Raw genomic sequence first — 17,132 nt, 5'->3', positions numbered from 1 at the left:
GAAGCAAGGCCCTCGCTGACGGCGGCGGCTGGAAGGCAAGCTTGTCGGCGCAGGCCCGCTCTCCGATGCTTCAGCGCACGGGAAGCAGGGAATTGGCGAAACGATATGAATCGGTCCGGCATGACGGCGACATCTGCAGACCCGCGCTCGATGCGCCGCTTCGAGGATGAGCGCTTCCTCACCGGCCGCGGCAACTATCAGGATGACGGGGAAGTGTCCGCCGCGTTGCATGCCGTCGTGCTGCGTTCGCCTCACGCTCACGCAGCAATACGCGCCATCGATGCGAAGGCCGCCAGGAACCTGCCCGGCGTCCGCGCCGTCTATACCGCTGCGGAGATTGAAGACCTCGGCCCCCTGCCCTGCTCGCTGGCAGTCAAGGCCGAGCCCCCGCTGATCGTGCCGCCGCGGCCGCCCCTGGCGCGCGAACGCGTCCGCCATGTCGGTGATCCCGTCGCATTTGTCGTGGCCGAAAGCCCGGATGCGGCACGCCAGGCCTGCGAGTTGATCGCGGTGGACTACGACATCCTCCCCGCGGTGACGGAGCTCGCCGCCGCAGCCGGGCCGGACGCGCCCCGGATCTGGGCGGAAGCTCCCGGCAATCTCGCCCTGCACTACCGTCGCGGCGACGACGATGCCGTCGCAGCCGCATTCCGCCGCGCAGCACATGTCGTGACATGCCGGCTCGTGAACAACCGGATCGCTGCCGCGGCCCTGGAGCCGCGGGCGGCGCTCGGGCGGTTCGACGCGAAGAGCGGCCGTTACCGGCTGTCGCTCAGCGGCGCCTCCGTTCACGACATCCGCCGCGAGCTCGCGGCCGTTCTCAAGGTGGAGCCGGGGCGTATCGACGTCGCCTGCCCCGATGTCGGCGGCGGCTTCGGCATGAAGAACGTCACCTATCCCGAATATGCGCTCCTGCTGGCGGCAGCGGAGCGCCTCGGCCGGCCCGTGCGCTGGCTCGCCGACAGGATCGAGGATTTCGCGGGCGGCGCCCATGCCCGCGACAACCTGACGACCGGCCGGCTGGCGCTCGATGCGCGGGGTCGCTTCCTGGCCCTTGCCGTGGAAACCGTCGCCAATCTCGGCGCCTATGTCTCCTCGCTCGGACCGGGCAGCGCCACCACTGCGCCGACGCCCGCGATGGGAGGGCTCTACGACATCCCGGCCATGACCATGGATGTCCGCTGCGTCTTCACCAACACCGCCCCGATCGACGCCTATCGCGGCGCCGGAAAGCCCGAAGCCAACTATCTGATCGAGCGGCTGGTCGACGAGGCTGCGCACCGGCTGCGGATCGACCCGGCCCTCCTGCGCAAGCGCAACTTCATCCGCCGCTTCCCCTATCGGAAGCCTTTCGGCGCCGTTCTCGACGATGGCGCTTTCGCCGGAAATCTCGACCGCGCTCTCGCCGCCGCCGACCGCGCCGGCTTTTCACGCCGGCGCTCCGAAGCGCGCCGACGCGGCAAGTTGCGCGGCTTCGGAATCGGCTGTTTTCTCGAAACCGCGCGCGGCGGCCCCGACGAGGATGCGTGGCTGACGTTCCGCCACGATGGCAGCATCGACATGGCGGTCGGCACCCAGTCGAACGGCCAGGGCCATGAAACGAGCTTTGCGCAGGTCTTGTCCCGCCAGCTCGGCCTGCCGACGGAACAGTTCAACCTCGTGCAGGGTGACACCGCACGGGTCCCGACCGGCGGCGGCCATGGCGGCGCGCGCTCGCTCCATATGGGTGGAGGCGCCCTGGTTCTGGCGGCCCGGGCCCTGATTGAAGCCGGAAAGCCCGCGGCCGCGCAGCTGCTCCAGGCTCCCCTCGAAGCCGTCATCTTCCATGACGGGCGGTTCCGTGCCCCCGGCGCCGGCGAAGCCGATCTCGCCACGGTCGCGCGCCATGCCATGGAAACGACCGGAGAGCCGCTGTCGAGCCACGGAGCCCATCGGAACGCGCCGCTCACCTTCCCGAACGGTGCTCAGGTGGCGGAGGTCGAGGTCGATCCCGATACCGGCGCGGTGACGCTGCTGCGCTATGTCGCCGTCGACGACTACGGCACCCTGATCAACCCGCTTCTCACGGAAGCGCAGGTCCATGGCGGCCTGGCGCAGGGCATCGGGCAGGCGCTGATGGAGCAGGTCCGCTACGATCCGGCGGGAGGGCAGCTCCTCAGCGCGACATTCATGGACTATGCGCTGCCGCGGGCAGCGGACCTGCCAGACTTCGAGCTCGCGATGGTGGAGCTGCCGACGCAGGCCAACCCGCTCGGCGTCAAGGGCGCGGGACAAGCCGGCTGCATCGGCGCTCCGCAGACCGTGATCCATGCGATCCTCGATGCGCTGCGTCCCCTGGGCGTCGCGCATATCGACATGCCGGCGACACCGGACCGCATCTGGCATGCGATCCGGAATGCCAGGGCAGCGCAACCCGGCAGCTGACGACGCTCTCCAGCCATGTGTCCGGGGCCCTGCCTTGCGCTATTCCCCACGCCTGAAACGCCGCCGCAGGCCGGCCCATAGCGCCGCGGAGCGGATCGTGAAGCGCGCCACCGGCCGACGCAGGATCGGCACATCGCCGGCGAGCAGCAGCAATCCGAGCGGCAGCATCCAGATGCCCAGCCCCGGCAGGATCGAGAACACCCCGCCCAGGACGAACAGCGCCCCGACCGGCAGCCTGATACCGCGCGAGCGCGGGTGACGGAGCCAGCGCAGGGCCCCTCCGAACCAGGGCGGAACCTCCTGTTCGAAGCGCTTGAAGGCCCGCCTGAGTTCCTGCTTGCCGTCCATCGTGCAAATCCATGCGTGCCGCCGTCCCGCAGCGCGAAGCCGCTCGCACCGCTTCCGCGCCTTCTCGCGACAGAAGGCTCTTGCACCAGAAACCGCGCTCATTCATGGCATGGGTGAGGCGCCGCTCGAGAGTTTTGCCCATCGCCGGGGCGAACGCGCCTTCACCTCGGCAAACCGGGACCGGAAACGCTTGCGCATTCTCGTCATCAACCCCAACACCATGCCGGAAATGACGGCTCTGGTCGCGCGCGTGATCGAGCCCTATCTGCCGCCGGATGCGACGATGGTGCCCGTGACCGGGCGCTTCGGCGCCCATTACATCGCCAGCCGCAGCGCCAGCGTCGTCGCCGCCCATGCCGCGCTCGAAGCCTTCGCCGAGCATGGCCAGGGCTGCGATGGCGTCTATCTCGCCTGCTTCGGCGATCCGGGCCTGCTGGCCCTCAAGGAGATGGCGCGCATCCCCGTCATCGGCATGGCCGAGGCGAGCAGCCGCCTCGCGGCGCAGAAGGCCGCGCGCTTCGCCATCGTCACCGGCGGCGAGCGCTGGGGGCCGATGCTGCGCGAATTCGTCGGCTCGATCGGCCTCGGCGAGCGCCTCGCAGCCGTCGAGACCGTCGCCCCCACCGGCGCCGACATCGCCCGCGACCCCGACGGCTCGATCGCCATGCTGGCCGAGGCCTGCCGCCTCGTGGCGCGGCGCGACGGCGCCGGCGCGGTGATCCTCGGCGGTGCCGGCCTCGCCGGGCTCGCCGCCAGGGTGCAACCCCATGTCGACGTGCCCGTGATCTGCTCGGCCGAAGCGGGCATCCGGATGCTGCTCGAAGCGCTCGACCAGCCCCTGCACAAGCCGCGCAGCGGTGACCTCGCCCTGCCAGCCCCGGTCACCAGCACCGGCCTCTCCGACGGACTGACGCGCCTGTTGGCACGGCCCTGACGCAGTGCGGCGCGCACCGGCTCACGGGGCCGGTCGCGCGCCGGCTCAGCCCTTGTCGGTGAGCGAGACGCCGTTCAGCCCGGCGACCCAGTCCGACAGCATCGGCACATAGTCCTCGCCATGCCCGCTCGCGACCGCGGTCGCGAAGCTGTTCTTCACGGCATTGCCGATCGGATTGGCGACGCCCGCCTCGTTGGCGACGCTCTCGAGATAGCGCACATCCTTCAGCGCGTTGCTGAGGGTGAATTTGTGCGCATTCCGGTCGCGCTCGAGCACGTATTTCATGAAGGTCTGGTAGAAGCCGCAATCCATGCGGCTGCCGCGGATGACGCTGTCGAAGGTCTGCGGCGTGATGCCGATCTTCTCGCCGAGCGTCAGTGCCTCGGCATAGATCGCGGCATAGCCGAGCGACAGGAAGTTGTTGATCAGCTTCATCTTGTGCCCGTCGCCGACCGGCCCGAGATGCACGATCTTCTGCGCCCAGGCCTCGCAGGCGGGCTTGATCCGGGCGAAGACCTCGGGCGCAGCGCCGATCATCGCCGAAAGCTGGCCGAGCGCCGCCTGGGCCGGCGTGCCACCGAGCGGCGCATCGGCCAGATGCAGCCCCTTCGCCTCCAGCTCGGCGGCGAGCCTGACCGTCACGGTCGGATCCGAGGTCGAGCAATCGACGATCACCGTGCCGGGCTTTGCTCCGGCGATGATGCCGTTCTCGCCCTTCACCACCGCCTCGACCTGGGCCGAGCCGGTGACGCACAGGAAGATGATGCCGGAGCGGGCGGCAAGCTCCTTCGGCGTCTTCGCCTCCGTCGCGCCGGCTGCGACCAGCTCCTCGACCGGCTTGCGATTGCGATGCGCCATCACGGTGAGCGGAAAGCCCTTGTCGACGAGGTTGCGGGCCATGCCCTGCCCCATGAAGCCGACGCCGATGAAGCCAACGGACTCTTTGGTTGCAGTCATCTTCAAATTCTCCCGCTGATATGGTTGATGTGGAACTGGACGTGGATGAAACGGCCGGACGCGCCGCAGATCGCGGGGTCCGCGCTCATTGTGGACGATACATGACTGCCGACGGCCCGACCGAGACCAGCCGGACCAGAAGCGCGACCGCGATGGGAACCTCCGGTCGCAGCCGCGTCACCTTGCAGATCATCGCCGACCATCTCTCAGTCTCGACCGCGACCGTCTCGCTGGCGCTGCGCGGCTCCCCGCTGGTGGCGGAGGCGACGCGCGAGCGCGTCCGGACCATCGCCCGCAGCATGGGCTACAGCTACAACCGCAGCGCCGCCTCCCTGCGCACCGACCGGACGAACATCATCGGCGTCGTCTTCCACGACATCACCAATCCCTATTTCGCCGAATTGCTGGCCGCGATCGAGGAGACCGCCGGCCGCCATGGCCGCTCGATCCTGCTCGGCACCTATGCCGAGGACATCGAGAAGCAGGCCCGCGTGCTCGGCAGCCTCGCCGAATACCGGCCCGACGGCATGATCCTCTGTTCGGCCGGCGGCAGCACGGCCGAGAGCCTCAGCCCCCTGACCGATGCCGGCGTGCCGATCGTCCAGCTCTCGCGCGAGGTCGCCGGCGTCGATCTCGACTTCGTCGGCTCGGATGACCGCCACGGCACCACCCTGGCGATGGAGCACCTCATCGAGCTCGGCCACCGTCGGATCGCCTTTCTCTGCGCCAATGAGAGCATCTCCACCGGGCACAACCGCTATGCCGGTTACCGCGAGTCGCTCGCCCGCGCCGGCCTGCCCTTCGACCCCGCCCTGGTGCATTTCGATTTCGGCACGCGCGAGACCGGCCTGAAGGGCATCCAGAAGGTGCTCGACGCCACCGAGCCGCCGACCGCGGCCGTCTGCATGAACGACCTCGCCGCCTTCGGCGCCATGCTCGGCCTGCGCCATCGCGGGCTCGAAGCCGGGCGCGACTTCTCGATCGTCGGCTGCGACGACGTGAAGGAGGCGGCGCAGTGGTTCCCCGCGCTCACCACCGTCTACAATTTCCAGAACGAGATGGGCGCCAAATCGGCCGAGTTCCTGCTGAACCGGATCGCCGATCCCACCGCACCGACGCAGCGCCTGCTGCTGACGCCTGCGCTCATCGTCCGGGGCACGACCTGCCCGCCGCGCTGAGCGATGCTCAGGCATCGTCGGCAGGCTTCGCATTCAGCGCGCGATAGGCCCTGACCACCTGCGAATCGTCGCGCCCGCCATGGCCGAGCCCCGACGATGCGAGGAACATCTGATGCGCCGCCGCCGCCAGCGGCAGGGCCGCCTTCGCCGCCCGGCCGGCGTCGAGCACGATGCCGAGATCCTTGACGAAGATGTCGACCGCGCTGGCCACCGCCGGATCGGGCTCATGCATGCGCGGCCCGCGATCCCGGAGCATCCAGGACGAGGCGGCCGAGCCGCCCATGATCTCGAACAGCAACCGCCCGTCGATGCCAGCCTTCTCGGCGAGCGAGAGCGCCTCGGCCGCGACCGCGATATGGACGCCGCAGAGCAGCTGGTTGACGGTCTTCACCGTCGCGCCCTGCCCGGCCTTCTCGCCGACATGGAAGACCTTGTCGCCGAGCGCATCGAGCACGGGCTTGGCCCGCGCGAAGCTGTCATTGGGCGCACCGACCATGATGGTCAGCGTCGCGTTGCGAGCACCGTTGACGCCGCCCGAGACTGGCGCATCGATGAAGTGACGGCCGGTCTTCGTGACCTCGGCCGCGATCGCCTCAGCCTCGCCCGGCGGGCAGGTCGCCATCAGGATCACGGTCGCGCCCGGTGCCAAAGCGTCCAACGCCCCGGCGTCGAACAGCACGGAGCGCGCCTGCGCGGCGTTGACGACCATCAGCACCAGCGCCTCGGCGCCCGCCGCCGCCTCCTTTGCACTCGCAGCCGCGTGTCCGCCGGCTGCAACGAGTGCGTCGCGCGCCGCCGCGCGCATGTCGAAACCCGTGACGCGGAACTGCTTGCGGACCAGGTTCTCGGCCATCGGCGCGCCCATGGCGCCGAGCCCGACGAAGGCGATGGTGGAGATCGGTCTGGCGGACATCGGAATGGCACTCTCGGAACGCAAGCGGGCACGGCTCGCGCCATGCCCGCGATGGAAGGGAGCCGGCCGCGCGCGGGCCGGCGCCGAAGCCGGCTATTCCTTCACCGCGCCGGTCAGCGAGGCGACGTAGTAGTCGACGAAGAAGGAATAGAGGATCGCCACGGGAATCGAACCGAGCAGCGCACCCGCCATCAGCGAGCCCCAGTGATAGACGTCGCCCTCGACGAGCTGCGTCAGCACCGCCACCGGCACCGTCTTCTTCTCGGCCGACTGGATGAAGGCGAGCGCGTAGATGAACTCGTTCCAGGACAGGGTGAAGGCGAAGATGCCGGCAGAGATCAGCCCGGGCATCGCCAGCGGCAGCGTGATCTTCCAGAGCGTCTGCAGCCTGGTCGCGCCGTCGATCATGGCGCATTCCTCGAGCTCGTAGGGAATCGACTTGAAATAGCCGATCAGGAGCCAGGTGCAGAACGGGATCAGGAAGGTCGGGTAGGTCAGGATCAGCGACATCGGCGAGTCGAACAGGCCGAGCTGGAAGATGAGCGTCGCCATCGGGATGAACAGGATCGAGGGCGGCACCAGATAGGCGAGATAGATCGCCAGGCCCACATATTGCGAGCCCCTGAACTTCAGCCGCTGGATCGCATAGGCGGCGAGCACGCTGGCGAAGAGCGAGAGCGCCGTCGCCACCACCGCGACCATCATCGTGGTCCAGAGCCACTGCGGATAATCGGTGTGGAACAGCAGCTTGTTGATGTTCTCGAGCGTCGGCGACTTCACCCAGAACGGGTTGTTGTTCTTGTAGTCGAGCAGTTCCGCGTTCGGTTTGATGGCGGTGATCGCCATCCAGTAGAACGGGAACAGCAGGATGAAGACGAAGATCGACAACGGCAGGTAGAGCATGATGAAGCGGCGCGGTCCCGAGGACCAGTCGATGACGCCGGTGCTTTCCTTGTCCGTCAGATGCGGCCGCTGGCTGAGGGTCTGATCAGTCATTGTCTTCCCCCTGCTGCCACTTGCGCCGGGCGAGCCCGAAATAGCTGAACAGCGTCGCCATCACGAGGAACGGGATCATCGCCACCGCGATCGCCGCGCCCTCGCCGAGCTGCCCGCCGGGAATGCCGCGCTGGAAGGCGAGCGTCGCCATCAGATGCGTGGCGTTGACCGGCCCGCCGCGGGTGATGGCGTAGACCAGCTGGAAGTCTGTGAAGGTGAACAGCACCGAAAAGGTCAGCACCACCGCCAGGATCGGCATCAGCATCGGCAGCGTGACATGCTTGAAGCGCTGCCAGGCATTGGCGCCGTCGAGCATCGCGGCCTCGTAGAGCGAGGGCGAGATCGTCTGCAGGCCCGCGAGCAGGCTGATCGCGACGAAGGGGATGCCGCGCCAGATATTGGCGGCGATCAGCGACCAGCGCGCCGGCCAGGGCTGACCGAGGAAGTCGATATAGGTGTCGCGCCAACCGAGCACGTCGACCAGCACATAGGAGATGATCGAGAACTGCGGGTCGTAGATCCACCAGAACGCGATCGCCGACAGCACCGTCGGCACGATCCACGGCACCAGGATCAGCGCGCGCAGCAGCGACTTGAACGGCAGGTTGTTGTTGAGCAGCAGCGCCAGCCACAGGCCGAGCGCGAACTTCCCGACAGTCGCGACGCTCGTATAGAGCAGCGTGTTCCAGACCGAGGTGATGAAGACCTTGTCGTGCCAGAGCGACACGAAGTTCTCGAAGCCGATGAAATAGCCGGACCGCCCGATGCGCGTATCGGTGAAGGCGAGCCAGATTCCCAAGCCCAGCGGATAGCTGAGGAAGACGATCAGAAGGGCAGCCGCGGGAAACAGGCAGATGCAGATGAGGAAGGTCTTGTTGTCGAACAGCCGCACCAGCCAGCTCTGATCCAGCTTGTAAGCGGTTCGCGATTCGGCAGCGGCAAGGGCCATGGCGCGCTCGCATTTTGGACCGGCACTCCCGGCCGCCGACCATGGACGGCGGCCGGGAAAAGCGGGTCAGGTCCGATAGTAGCGCTTGGCGCGGCGTTCGGCTTCCGCCGCGGCCTCTTCAGGCGTCGCCTGGCCGGCGCAGACCGAGGCGACCATCTGGACGACGACGTATTCGGCATTGACCGTGCCGGCGGCCTCGTTGATCGCACCCTTGTAGCCGCTCCAGAGCGCCCGCTCCCAGGTGTCGCGATAGACCACGATCTTCGGATCGCTCGACCAGACCTTGCTCTCGGCGAAGCCCTTCAGCGGCTGGGTCCAGTACCCGTAGCAGCCGGTCAGCCACTTGTCGTACTGCTCCTTCTCCATCATGAAGCGGAGATATTCCTTCGCGGCGTTCGGGAACTTCGTGTGCTTGAACGCCATGGCGTTGATGATCAGCGCCGGCTCCGACGGGCGCCCGAACGGGCCGACCGGCATGGTGGCGTGGTTCAGGTCCTTGCCGATCGCGGCCGTCTTCTCGTCCTTCGAATTCTTGATCGAGAAATAGAGCGAGACGCCGTTCTGCGTGACGCCGATTTCACCAGCCGTCAGCGCCTTGTTGTTGCTGATGTCGAGCCAGGAGAGCGTGCCGGGGATGAAGGTCTCGTAGAGCGCCTTGGCGTATTTCAGCGCCTCGATCGTCTCCTTCGAGTTGATCGCGACCTTGTTGTTCTCGTCGACCATGTAGCCGCCATGGGTCCAGACGAGCCAGTTGCAGAAGGCGTTGCCATCGCCGACCGCATTGCCGAGCGCGAAGCCGGCGGGATGGCCCTGTTCCTTGAGCTTGCGGCAGAGCTTGAGGAAGCCGTCGAGATCCTTCGGGAAGGTGTCGAAACCCGCCTCCTTGACCCAGGATTCGCGATAGACCGCCGGCGCGCCGGAGGCGCCCATCGGGATCGAGATCCACTGGTTGGTCTTGTCCTTCTTGCCGTATTTCTCGGCGATCGGGTACCAGCCGCCGTATTTCTTGCCGAGTTCCTCGGCGATCGGCGTGAGATCGATCAGCTTGTCGGAGAAGATGTGCGGGTCATCGGCCCAGCCGACGACGATGTCGGGGCCCGCGCCGGTATTGGCCGTGACCGCCGTCTGCGGGCGCAGATCCTCCCAGCCGGCATAGTCGACACGGACCGGCACGCCCGTCGCCTTGGTGAAGGCCTCGGTGTTCTCGTTGAAGATGGCTTGGTCGGGATCGACGAATTTCGTCGGGCGCAGCACGCGCAGCGTCGCGCCCTTCTCGATATTGGCCTGCGCGACGGCCGGTGCGAGCGGCAGGGCGGCCCCCGCAGCGAGCCCTGCGCCGCCGATCAGCACGTCTCTTCTGGAAATGCTCATGAACCGTCTCCTCCGTTGGCGCGGCGGAAGCCTGCATGGGACTTCCGTCCTGCGTGGATTATGGGCGTTGAACAGCCGCCATCCGCCACCCGTCCTGCGGGCGGCGAATTCCTTAGAGACGCTTGCCGGTGGCCGCGTCGAAGAGGTGCGTCACGCCGGTGTCGGGCGAAATCCCGATCGTCTCGCCCGGCAGGGCGGTGATGCGCTCGCGGAACACGCAGGTCAGGTCCTGCCCGCCGCAGCGGACGACGACCTGGGTCTCCGAGCCGGTCGGCTCGATCACCACCACCTCGGCCTTGATGCCTTCCGGGTCGAGCCGGACGTGCTCGGGGCGGATGCCGTAGATCGCCGCCTTCCCGTCGCTGTCGGCCGGCAGCTTGCCGATCGGCCAAACCAGGCCGGCGCCGCCCTTGGGATTCTCGGCCGCGAAGCCCGCCGCCGTGATCTTGCCCTTGAGCATGTTCATCGCGGGCGAGCCGATGAAGCCGGCGACGAAGAGGTTGTTCGGCCGGTCGTAGAGCTCGAGCGGCGCGCCCATCTGCTCGACGATGCCGTCATGCATGACGACGATCTTGTCGGCCATGGTCATGGCCTCGATCTGGTCGTGCGTGACGTAGACCGTCGTGGTCTTCAGCCGCTGGTGCAGCTCCTTGATCTCGGTACGCATCTGCACGCGCAGCTTGGCGTCGAGGTTGGAGAGCGGCTCGTCGAACAGGAAGACCTGCGGATCGCGCACGATGGCGCGGCCCATGGCGACGCGCTGGCGCTGACCGCCCGAAAGCTGGCGGGGATAGCGCTCCAGCAGGTTGTTGAGGCCGAGGATCTGCGCCGCCTTGCTGACGCGCTCGTCGATCTCGCTCTTCGGCGCCTTCCTGAGCTTCATCGAGAAGGCCATGTTGTCGGCCACCGTCATATGCGGGTAGAGCGCATAGTTCTGGAAGACCATGGCGATGTCGCGCTCCTTCGGGGGCACGTCGTTCACCACCTTCGGGCCGATCCGGATCTCGCCGCCCGAGATGTTCTCGAGCCCCGCGATCATGCGCAGCAGCGTCGACTTCCCGCAGCCCGAAGGGCCGACCAGGATGACGAATTCGCCGTCATTGATGTCGATGTCGACGCCGTGGATGACCTGTGTGGACCCGTACGCCTTGCGTACATCGGCGATCTGGACTGAGGCCATGCCGTCTTCCCTGCTTTCCGTTCCCCATCGCCCCGCCCCTCCGGGCAGGCCGTCTGCGACCCAAATCGGTTTCTTGTGACCGAATGATGAAAACGGGCCATCCCCGGCTGCGGGCGATTGTGTCCGTTCCAGTCTGCGATAAAGTCATACGATAGAAGCGGGTGTGTCAAGCGCCGCCATGGTCCGCGTCCGGCCGCCGCCCGGCACCGGTGCGGAGCGCCCGAGGGAGGGACACAAGCGATGCGGGTGCGCGACTTCTCGCGGCCGACGACGCTCAATCCGGACCGGCTCTTCGGCCAGGTCGCGCAGAAGCTCGCGGTCGCGATCATCACCGGCCGCGTCAAGGCCGGCGAGCTGCTGCCGAACGAGGACGATCTGCGCTCGGAGATTTCGGTCTCGCGCACCGCCTATCGCGAGGCGGTCAAGATTCTGACGGCCAAGGGGCTCGTCGAAGCCCGCCCCAAGAGCGGCACCCGCGCCGCCTCGCGGGAACGCTGGAACCTGCTCGATCCCGACGTCCTGTCCTGGCATTTCGAAGCGGACCCGAACGAGCGATTCATCCGCGATCTCTTCGAGTTGCGCCGCTTCGTCGAGCCCAGCGCGGCGCGCCTGGCGGCGCAGCGCCGAACCTCCGCCGACATTGCCCGGATCGAGGCCGCCTATCGCGGCATGGCCGACGGCGCGCCCTATGCCGAGGCGACGATTCGCGCCGACATGGCCTTCCACGAGGCGATCTTCAGCGCTGCGCAGAACGCCGCGCTGCAATGCCTCGCCAGCGCGGTCATCGCCACGCTGCAATGGTCGCTGCTGCTGAAGACCGGCGACGAAGTCGCCTATATCGAGTCACTGCCCGATCACGAGCACGTGCTGCTCGCCATCATCGACCGCGACGGCGATCTCGCCTCGGCACGAATGGCGGGGCTCGTCATCGACAGCCTGAACACCACCCTCGCCTCGCTCGGCACCCATTACGCTACCGAGACAGGGAAAATCATGCGAATAAAGCATACTAAATAAGCGCCCCACACCTCGGTGCGGGGCGTCATACCGCTCATGCAAAGGCGTGGCTTCAAGGCCGTGCCAAGCAGGTCGTTTCATTTTAATCGATTCAGAAGCCGCGAATCAACATTCCTCCCAGACCGACGGACAGCGCCACGATGACAGCCTCGACCAAGCCCGAAATCATCATGACCGGCCCGCTGATGGCCTATGCCGCGGACCAGCTCAAGGCCCGCTTCACCGTCCACGAGCTGTGGAACGCGCCCGATCGCGCCGCCCTGCTGCGTGAGGTCTCCGGCCGCGTCCGCGGCGTCGCCGCCGGCGGCGGCCATAACCGGGTCGACGGAGCGCTGTTCGACGCGCTGCCCAAGATCGAGGTCGTCTCGAGCTTCGGCGTCGGCTACGACCATGTCGATGCCGCCGAGGCCGGCCGGCGCGGCCTCGTCGTCACCAATACGCCCGACGTCCTGACCGACGAGGTCGCCGACCTCGCCCTAGGCCTGCTGATCTCCACCGTGCGCCAGCTGCCGCAGGTCGATCGCTATCTGCGCGAAGGCAAGTGGCTGAAGGGCAATTACCCGCTCACCACCTCGCTGCGCGGGCGCAAGGTCGGCATCGTCGGTCTCGGCCGCATCGGCAAGGCCGTGGCGCAACGTATCGAAGCCTTCGGCCTGCCGGTCGTCTATCACGGCCGCACGCGCCAGCCGGACGTGGCCTATCGCTACTATCCCTCGCTGGTGGAGATGGCCGCCGATGTCGACACGCTGATCTCGGTCGCTCCGGGCGGCGCCTCGACCCACCACATCATCAACGCCGAGGTGCTGAAGGCGCTCGGGCCGAACGGCATCGTCGTCAATGTCGGCCGCGGCACCGTCATCGACGAGCAGGCGCTGATCAAGGCGCTGCAGGACAAGACCATCCTCTCCGCCGGCCTCGACGTCTTCGAGGATGAGCCGCGCGTCCCGGCCGAGCTGATCGCAATCGAGCACGCCGTCCTGCTGCCCCATGTCGGCTCGGCCTCGGTCCATACCCGCGAGGCGATGGGCCAGCTCCTGGTCGACAATCTGGTTTCATGGTTCGATGGCAAGGGGCCGCTGACGCCCGTGTCGGAGACCCCATGGAAAAAGGCCTGATCCGCCGGCTGCTGCCGCTCATCCTCCTCGGCGCCGGCACCCTGCCGGCCGCCGGCCAGACGGCGCCGCTCCCGCGCGGCGCCGACAAGGCCCCGGACGCGATCCGCCGCTGGCTCGGCGCCTGGGATCTCGAACTGGCGGGCGCGGCGCGCAGCTGCACCGTCACCCTCGGCGCCGAGGCTGCCGGCAATGTCCGTCAGCTCCGCTTTCCCGCCACCTGCCGGCGCGCCCTGCCGATCATCGATACGGCGACCGGATGGACGCTGGCCGCCAATGGCCAGCCGCAATTGCTCGACGCCGGCGGCAAGGAAGTGGTCGGCTTCCAGAAGGGGTCGCCCGAAACCGGGCTGGACGGAAAAGGCAGCGACGGCAAGGCCTATCGGCTCGTCTCGAAGGATCATCCGCGCGTCGCCGCGACACGGTCTCCAAGCGCCGCCGCAGCCGCGGCCACCGCTGCGCAGCGGCCGACTCCGGTCGATCCCGCGACGGCGCCGGCGGCCGCGACGCTACCGGGGCGCTACGTCCTGATGCGCCAGCAGGACCGCGAGGCCTGCCGCCTCGTGCTGTCGCCGCCGCCTGCCGGCGGAGAGGCGACGGCCGCTTTCGAGGGCGCCTGCCGCGATACCGGCCTGACCATTTTCGACCCGGCCGGCTGGCGCTATGCCGGTGGCCGGTTGACCTTGGTCGCCCGCCGCGGCCACGGCGTCGAGCTGATCTTCGAGAACGGCCAGTGGCGCAAGGACCCGGCGGTCGGCGCGCCGCTGCTGATGCGCAAGCTCACGCCCTGAGCGATCGCCCTTCGACGCGCCCGATCAACGCTCTCCGTCATTGCGAGGAGCGCAGCGACGAAGCAATCCAGGAGCGGCAGAGCTCTGCGTTCCCCTGGATTGCTTCGCTTCGCTCGCCATGACGTCTGATGCGGACGGTGTCTGGCCGCCTATTCGGCAGCAGCCGGGCTCAGCACGCCGCGCCGGATCTGATCCTCCTCGATCGACTCGAACAGCGCCCGGAAATTGCCCTCGCCGAAGCCGTCATCGCCCTTGCGCTCGATGAATTCGAAGAAGATCGGGCCGAGCACGGTGCCCGAGAAGATCTGCAGCAGCACCTTGCTCATCCGCCCCTGCTTCTCGCCGAGCGCCACCGCGCCTTCGCCGTCGATCAGGATGCCGTCGGCCTTGAGCCGCTCAACCGGTTCGCCGTGATTCGGTACGCGGGCATTGACCTTCTCGTAGTAGGTGTCCGGCGGCGACGGCATGAAGGGCAGGCCGTTGCGGCGCAGCTGCTCGACGCTGGCATAGATGTCGCGCGAGCCCATCGCCACATGCTGGATGCCCTCGCCCTTGTACAGACGCAGGTATTCCTCGATCTGGCTCTTGTCGTCGAGCGACTCGTTGATCGGGATGCGGATCTTGCCGCAGGGCGAGGTCAGCGCCCGCGAGATCAGGCCGGTCAGCTTCCCCTCGATGTTGAAGAAGCGGATCTCGCGGAAATTGAACAGCTTGCCGTACCAGTCCGCCCAATGATCCATGCGTCCGCGATGGACGTTGTGGGTCAGGTGGTCGAGATAATAGAGCCCGGCCTGCTCGGGATGCGGGTCTCGCTCGCCGAGCCATTCGAAATCGACATCCCAGATCGAACCCTTCTCGCCATAGCGGTCGACGAAATAGAGCAGCGATCCGCCGATGCCCTTCACGGCCGGGATCGCGAGCTCGCCTGGCCCGATCGCGCTCTCATAGGGCTCGGCGCCGAGCGACACGGCCCGCTCGAAAGCATGCTTTGCGTCGACAACGCGGAAGGCCATCGCACAGGCGCAGGGGCCGTGCTCGGCCGCGAAGGCCTGAGCGAAGGAAGTCGGCTCGGCATTGACGACGAAATTGACGTCGCCCTGGCGGTAGAGCGTCACCTGCTTCGAGCGATGGCGGGCGACCTTGGTGAAGCCCATCGTCTCGAACAGGGCACCGAGCTTCTCGGGCTCGGGATGGGCATATTCGACGAACTCGAAGCCATCCGTGCCCATCGGATTGGCCTCCGAAATCTCAGGCGGGGCAGTGTCATGCGGAAACGGGCCCATGGACGATCCTCCTTTTATGTATTGCGTCATCGTCACGCAGGCGGGCGGCACATGGCGTGCAAACTTGCCTCGGATAGCCAGGGAGATGCATGATCCGTGCGGATATGGGCTGAATCGCGCATGACATGACGCAACTCGACACGCTCGACTGGCGCCTCCTCGACGCCCTGCAGCGCGATGCCTCGCTGACCAATGCCGCGCTCGCCGATCAGGTCGGGCTGTCGGCAAGCCAGGTTTCCCGCCGCCGGCAGAGGTTGGAGCAGGAAGGCGTCATCCGCGGCTACCGCGCCGCCCTCGATCCCGCCGCCGTCGGGCTCGGCGTGATCGTCTTCATCCATGTCGCGCTCAATACGCATTCGCGCGACAATGCCCGCCGCTTCCGCGATCTCGTGCGGCTGACGCCGGCGATCCTCGAGGCCCACGCCCTGACCGGCGAGGCGGACTATCTGCTGAAGGTCGCCGTCGGCGATCTCAAGGCGCTTGCCCGCCTCGTCAACGAGATCCTGATGCCCCATGAGAGCGTGGCGCGCGTCCGTTCCGAGATCGCGCTCGAGACGCTGAAGGAGCCCGGCCAGCTGCCGCTGCCGATGACTTGAGGCGCCGCCTGTGCAAACTGCGCCTTCGTCACGCCGTTTTCATGCGGCTGATCGAATCCGGCCAGAGGGAACGGCCGAACCGCCGCAACAGGAGAAACCGACATGTTCAATGCCAAATCGCTGCTCGACGCCCTGATCAGCGCCGGCAGCCAGGCGGGAACACAGGCCGGCCAGCAGGGCGGATTGGGCGGCATGCTCGGTGGACTGGCCGACCAGGTGCAGCGCTCGGGCGGCCTCGGCGGGCTCGCCGGCCAGATCCTGACCCAGGCGACGCAGGGCGTCGGCGACGCCGCTCGGCAGACCGGCGTGCAGCAGGGCGCGAACGAAGCCCTCGGCAAGGTCACCGGCGGCCGGACGCCTGACCAATTGATCGAGCAGGCGAAAGGCATCTTCAACAGCAATCCGGCGCTGGCGACCGCGGTGCTCGGCGGCCTCGGCGCGCTGGTCTTCGGCACCAAGACCGGCCGCTCCGTCGCGGGTTCGGCCGCCAAGCTCGGCGGCCTCGCCCTGATCGGCGGCCTCGCCTACAAGGCCTATCAGAACTACCAGGCCGGAAAGCCGCTGCTCGACAGCCGCCAGCAGCAGGTCCTGCCCGCTCCGGCCGGAACCGGCTTCGAGCCGCAGGCCGCGAGCGAAGCCACCGCCCTCGTCTTCATCCGCGCCATGATCGCCGCCGCCGCCGCCGACGGCCATATCGACGCAGAGGAACGCGCCGCCATCCTCGGCGGCCTGCAGGAGGCGGGGCTCGACACGGAAGCCCATGAATGGCTGGCCAAGGAGCTGGCGCAGCCCGCCTCGATCGACGCCCTCGTCGAAGCGGCCGAAAGCCCCGAGCTCGCCACGCAGATCTATACGGCGGCGCGCATCGCCATCAATCCGGACACCGCCCCGGAGAAGGACTTCCTGGCCGGTCTCGCCGGCTCGCTCGGGCTCGACGCCGAGCTCGTCGCCAATATCGACGCCGCCGCCAGCGCCGCGAAGGTCTGAGCGGTACAACCACCGGGCGGCCCTTTGCCGGCAAGTGCCGCCCGCCCTCGTTTCGCGCAACGCGGAAGCCGCCTGTTAAGCATGGCGCTGGAATCG

General features: G+C 67.6%; 16 protein-coding genes. 8 read left to right on the top strand and 8 right to left on the bottom strand.

From position 1 onward, the window contains the following. Window positions 1-120 precede the first annotated feature (120 nt). A complete protein-coding gene (locus tag B5Y19_RS11515; RefSeq protein WP_176168613.1) occupies window positions 121-2,424 on the top strand; it encodes a xanthine dehydrogenase family protein molybdopterin-binding subunit in 2,304 nt (767 codons plus the stop codon). A 39-nt stretch (window positions 2,425-2,463) separates the two neighbouring features. On the opposite strand, the gene B5Y19_RS11510 is transcribed toward B5Y19_RS11515, so the two are convergent. Further along, window positions 2,464-2,772 carry a hypothetical protein gene (locus B5Y19_RS11510; RefSeq protein WP_055727299.1) on the bottom strand — a complete coding sequence of 103 codons (309 nt, stop codon included), beginning with the start codon at window positions 2,770-2,772 and terminating at the stop codon, window positions 2,464-2,466. Between the two features lie 190 nt (window positions 2,773-2,962). Between B5Y19_RS11510 and B5Y19_RS11505 the strand changes: the two genes are divergently transcribed. Further along, the gene (locus tag B5Y19_RS11505; protein WP_055727300.1) at window positions 2,963-3,706 is read left to right on the top strand and encodes an aspartate/glutamate racemase family protein; all 744 of its coding nucleotides are present in this window, start codon (window positions 2,963-2,965) and stop codon (window positions 3,704-3,706) included. 45 nt (window positions 3,707-3,751) lie between these two features. Here the strand turns inward: B5Y19_RS11505 and B5Y19_RS11500 are convergent, their stop codons facing one another. Beyond that, window positions 3,752-4,669, bottom strand: coding sequence for an NAD(P)-dependent oxidoreductase (locus B5Y19_RS11500; RefSeq protein WP_176168612.1), 918 nt, complete (start codon window positions 4,667-4,669; stop codon window positions 3,752-3,754). A gap of 95 nt (window positions 4,670-4,764) precedes the next feature. Between B5Y19_RS11500 and B5Y19_RS11495 the strand changes: the two genes are divergently transcribed. Further along, on the top strand, window positions 4,765-5,841 hold the full coding sequence (locus B5Y19_RS11495) for a LacI family DNA-binding transcriptional regulator (RefSeq protein WP_244555566.1): 1,077 nt from the start codon (window positions 4,765-4,767) through the stop codon (window positions 5,839-5,841). A 7-nt stretch (window positions 5,842-5,848) separates the two neighbouring features. On the opposite strand, the gene B5Y19_RS11490 is transcribed toward B5Y19_RS11495, so the two are convergent. The 5 genes from B5Y19_RS11490 to B5Y19_RS11470 all read right to left on the bottom strand — a co-directional run bounded on the left by B5Y19_RS11490 (window position 5,849) and on the right by B5Y19_RS11470 (window position 11,250). After that, a complete protein-coding gene (locus B5Y19_RS11490; protein ID WP_055727302.1) occupies window positions 5,849-6,754 on the bottom strand; it encodes an NAD(P)-dependent oxidoreductase in 906 nt (301 codons plus the stop codon). A 93-nt stretch (window positions 6,755-6,847) separates the two neighbouring features. Next, complete coding sequence (locus tag B5Y19_RS11485; protein WP_055727303.1) at window positions 6,848-7,750, bottom strand: carbohydrate ABC transporter permease; 903 nt, start codon at window positions 7,748-7,750, stop codon at window positions 6,848-6,850. Next, complete coding sequence (locus tag B5Y19_RS11480) at window positions 7,743-8,699, bottom strand: carbohydrate ABC transporter permease (RefSeq protein WP_055727304.1); 957 nt, start codon at window positions 8,697-8,699, stop codon at window positions 7,743-7,745. Before B5Y19_RS11480 ends, B5Y19_RS11485 begins: the two co-directional genes overlap by 8 nt. A gap of 66 nt (window positions 8,700-8,765) precedes the next feature. Continuing rightward, window positions 8,766-10,070: an ABC transporter substrate-binding protein gene (locus B5Y19_RS11475; protein WP_055727305.1), complete on the bottom strand. Its 1,305-nt coding sequence runs from the start codon at window positions 10,068-10,070 to the stop codon at window positions 8,766-8,768. A 112-nt stretch (window positions 10,071-10,182) separates the two neighbouring features. Then, the gene (locus tag B5Y19_RS11470) at window positions 10,183-11,250 is read right to left on the bottom strand and encodes an ABC transporter ATP-binding protein (RefSeq protein ID WP_055727306.1); all 1,068 of its coding nucleotides are present in this window, start codon (window positions 11,248-11,250) and stop codon (window positions 10,183-10,185) included. 240 nt (window positions 11,251-11,490) lie between these two features. Here B5Y19_RS11470 and B5Y19_RS11465 point away from each other — a divergent pair, with 240 nt between their 5' ends. The 3 genes from B5Y19_RS11465 (at window position 11,491) to B5Y19_RS11455 (ending at window position 14,170) form a co-directional block, all read left to right on the top strand. Then, on the top strand, window positions 11,491-12,267 hold the full coding sequence (locus B5Y19_RS11465; protein ID WP_055727307.1) for a FadR/GntR family transcriptional regulator: 777 nt from the start codon (window positions 11,491-11,493) through the stop codon (window positions 12,265-12,267). Between the two features lie 140 nt (window positions 12,268-12,407). Then, window positions 12,408-13,382 (top strand): 2-hydroxyacid dehydrogenase, encoded by a 975-nt coding sequence (locus B5Y19_RS11460; RefSeq protein ID WP_055727308.1) that lies wholly within the window; start codon window positions 12,408-12,410, stop codon window positions 13,380-13,382. Beyond that, complete coding sequence (locus tag B5Y19_RS11455) at window positions 13,367-14,170, top strand: AprI/Inh family metalloprotease inhibitor (RefSeq protein WP_176168611.1); 804 nt, start codon at window positions 13,367-13,369, stop codon at window positions 14,168-14,170. The genes B5Y19_RS11460 and B5Y19_RS11455 overlap by 16 nt, the downstream gene beginning before the upstream one ends. 149 nt (window positions 14,171-14,319) lie before the next feature. On the opposite strand, the gene hppD is transcribed toward B5Y19_RS11455, so the two are convergent. After that, the gene (hppD, locus tag B5Y19_RS11450; RefSeq protein ID WP_055727310.1) at window positions 14,320-15,453 is read right to left on the bottom strand and encodes a 4-hydroxyphenylpyruvate dioxygenase; all 1,134 of its coding nucleotides are present in this window, start codon (window positions 15,451-15,453) and stop codon (window positions 14,320-14,322) included. A 125-nt stretch (window positions 15,454-15,578) separates the two neighbouring features. Between hppD and B5Y19_RS11445 the strand changes: the two genes are divergently transcribed. Together B5Y19_RS11445 and B5Y19_RS11440 are read left to right on the top strand one after the other, a co-directional pair. Then, entirely contained in the window at window positions 15,579-16,049 is a 471-nt protein-coding gene (locus B5Y19_RS11445; protein ID WP_055727311.1) for an Lrp/AsnC family transcriptional regulator, read from the top strand. A 102-nt stretch (window positions 16,050-16,151) separates the two neighbouring features. Next, the gene (locus B5Y19_RS11440; RefSeq protein WP_055727312.1) at window positions 16,152-17,036 is read left to right on the top strand and encodes a tellurite resistance TerB family protein; all 885 of its coding nucleotides are present in this window, start codon (window positions 16,152-16,154) and stop codon (window positions 17,034-17,036) included. Window positions 17,037-17,132 lie beyond the last annotated feature (96 nt).

Origin of the sequence: Allobosea thiooxidans (assembly GCF_900168195.1) — a bacterium.
Lineage (GTDB): Bacteria > Pseudomonadota > Alphaproteobacteria > Rhizobiales > Beijerinckiaceae > Allobosea > Allobosea thiooxidans.
Note: the sequence above shows the minus strand (reverse complement) of the source record. Positions and strands in the feature narration are given on the sequence as shown.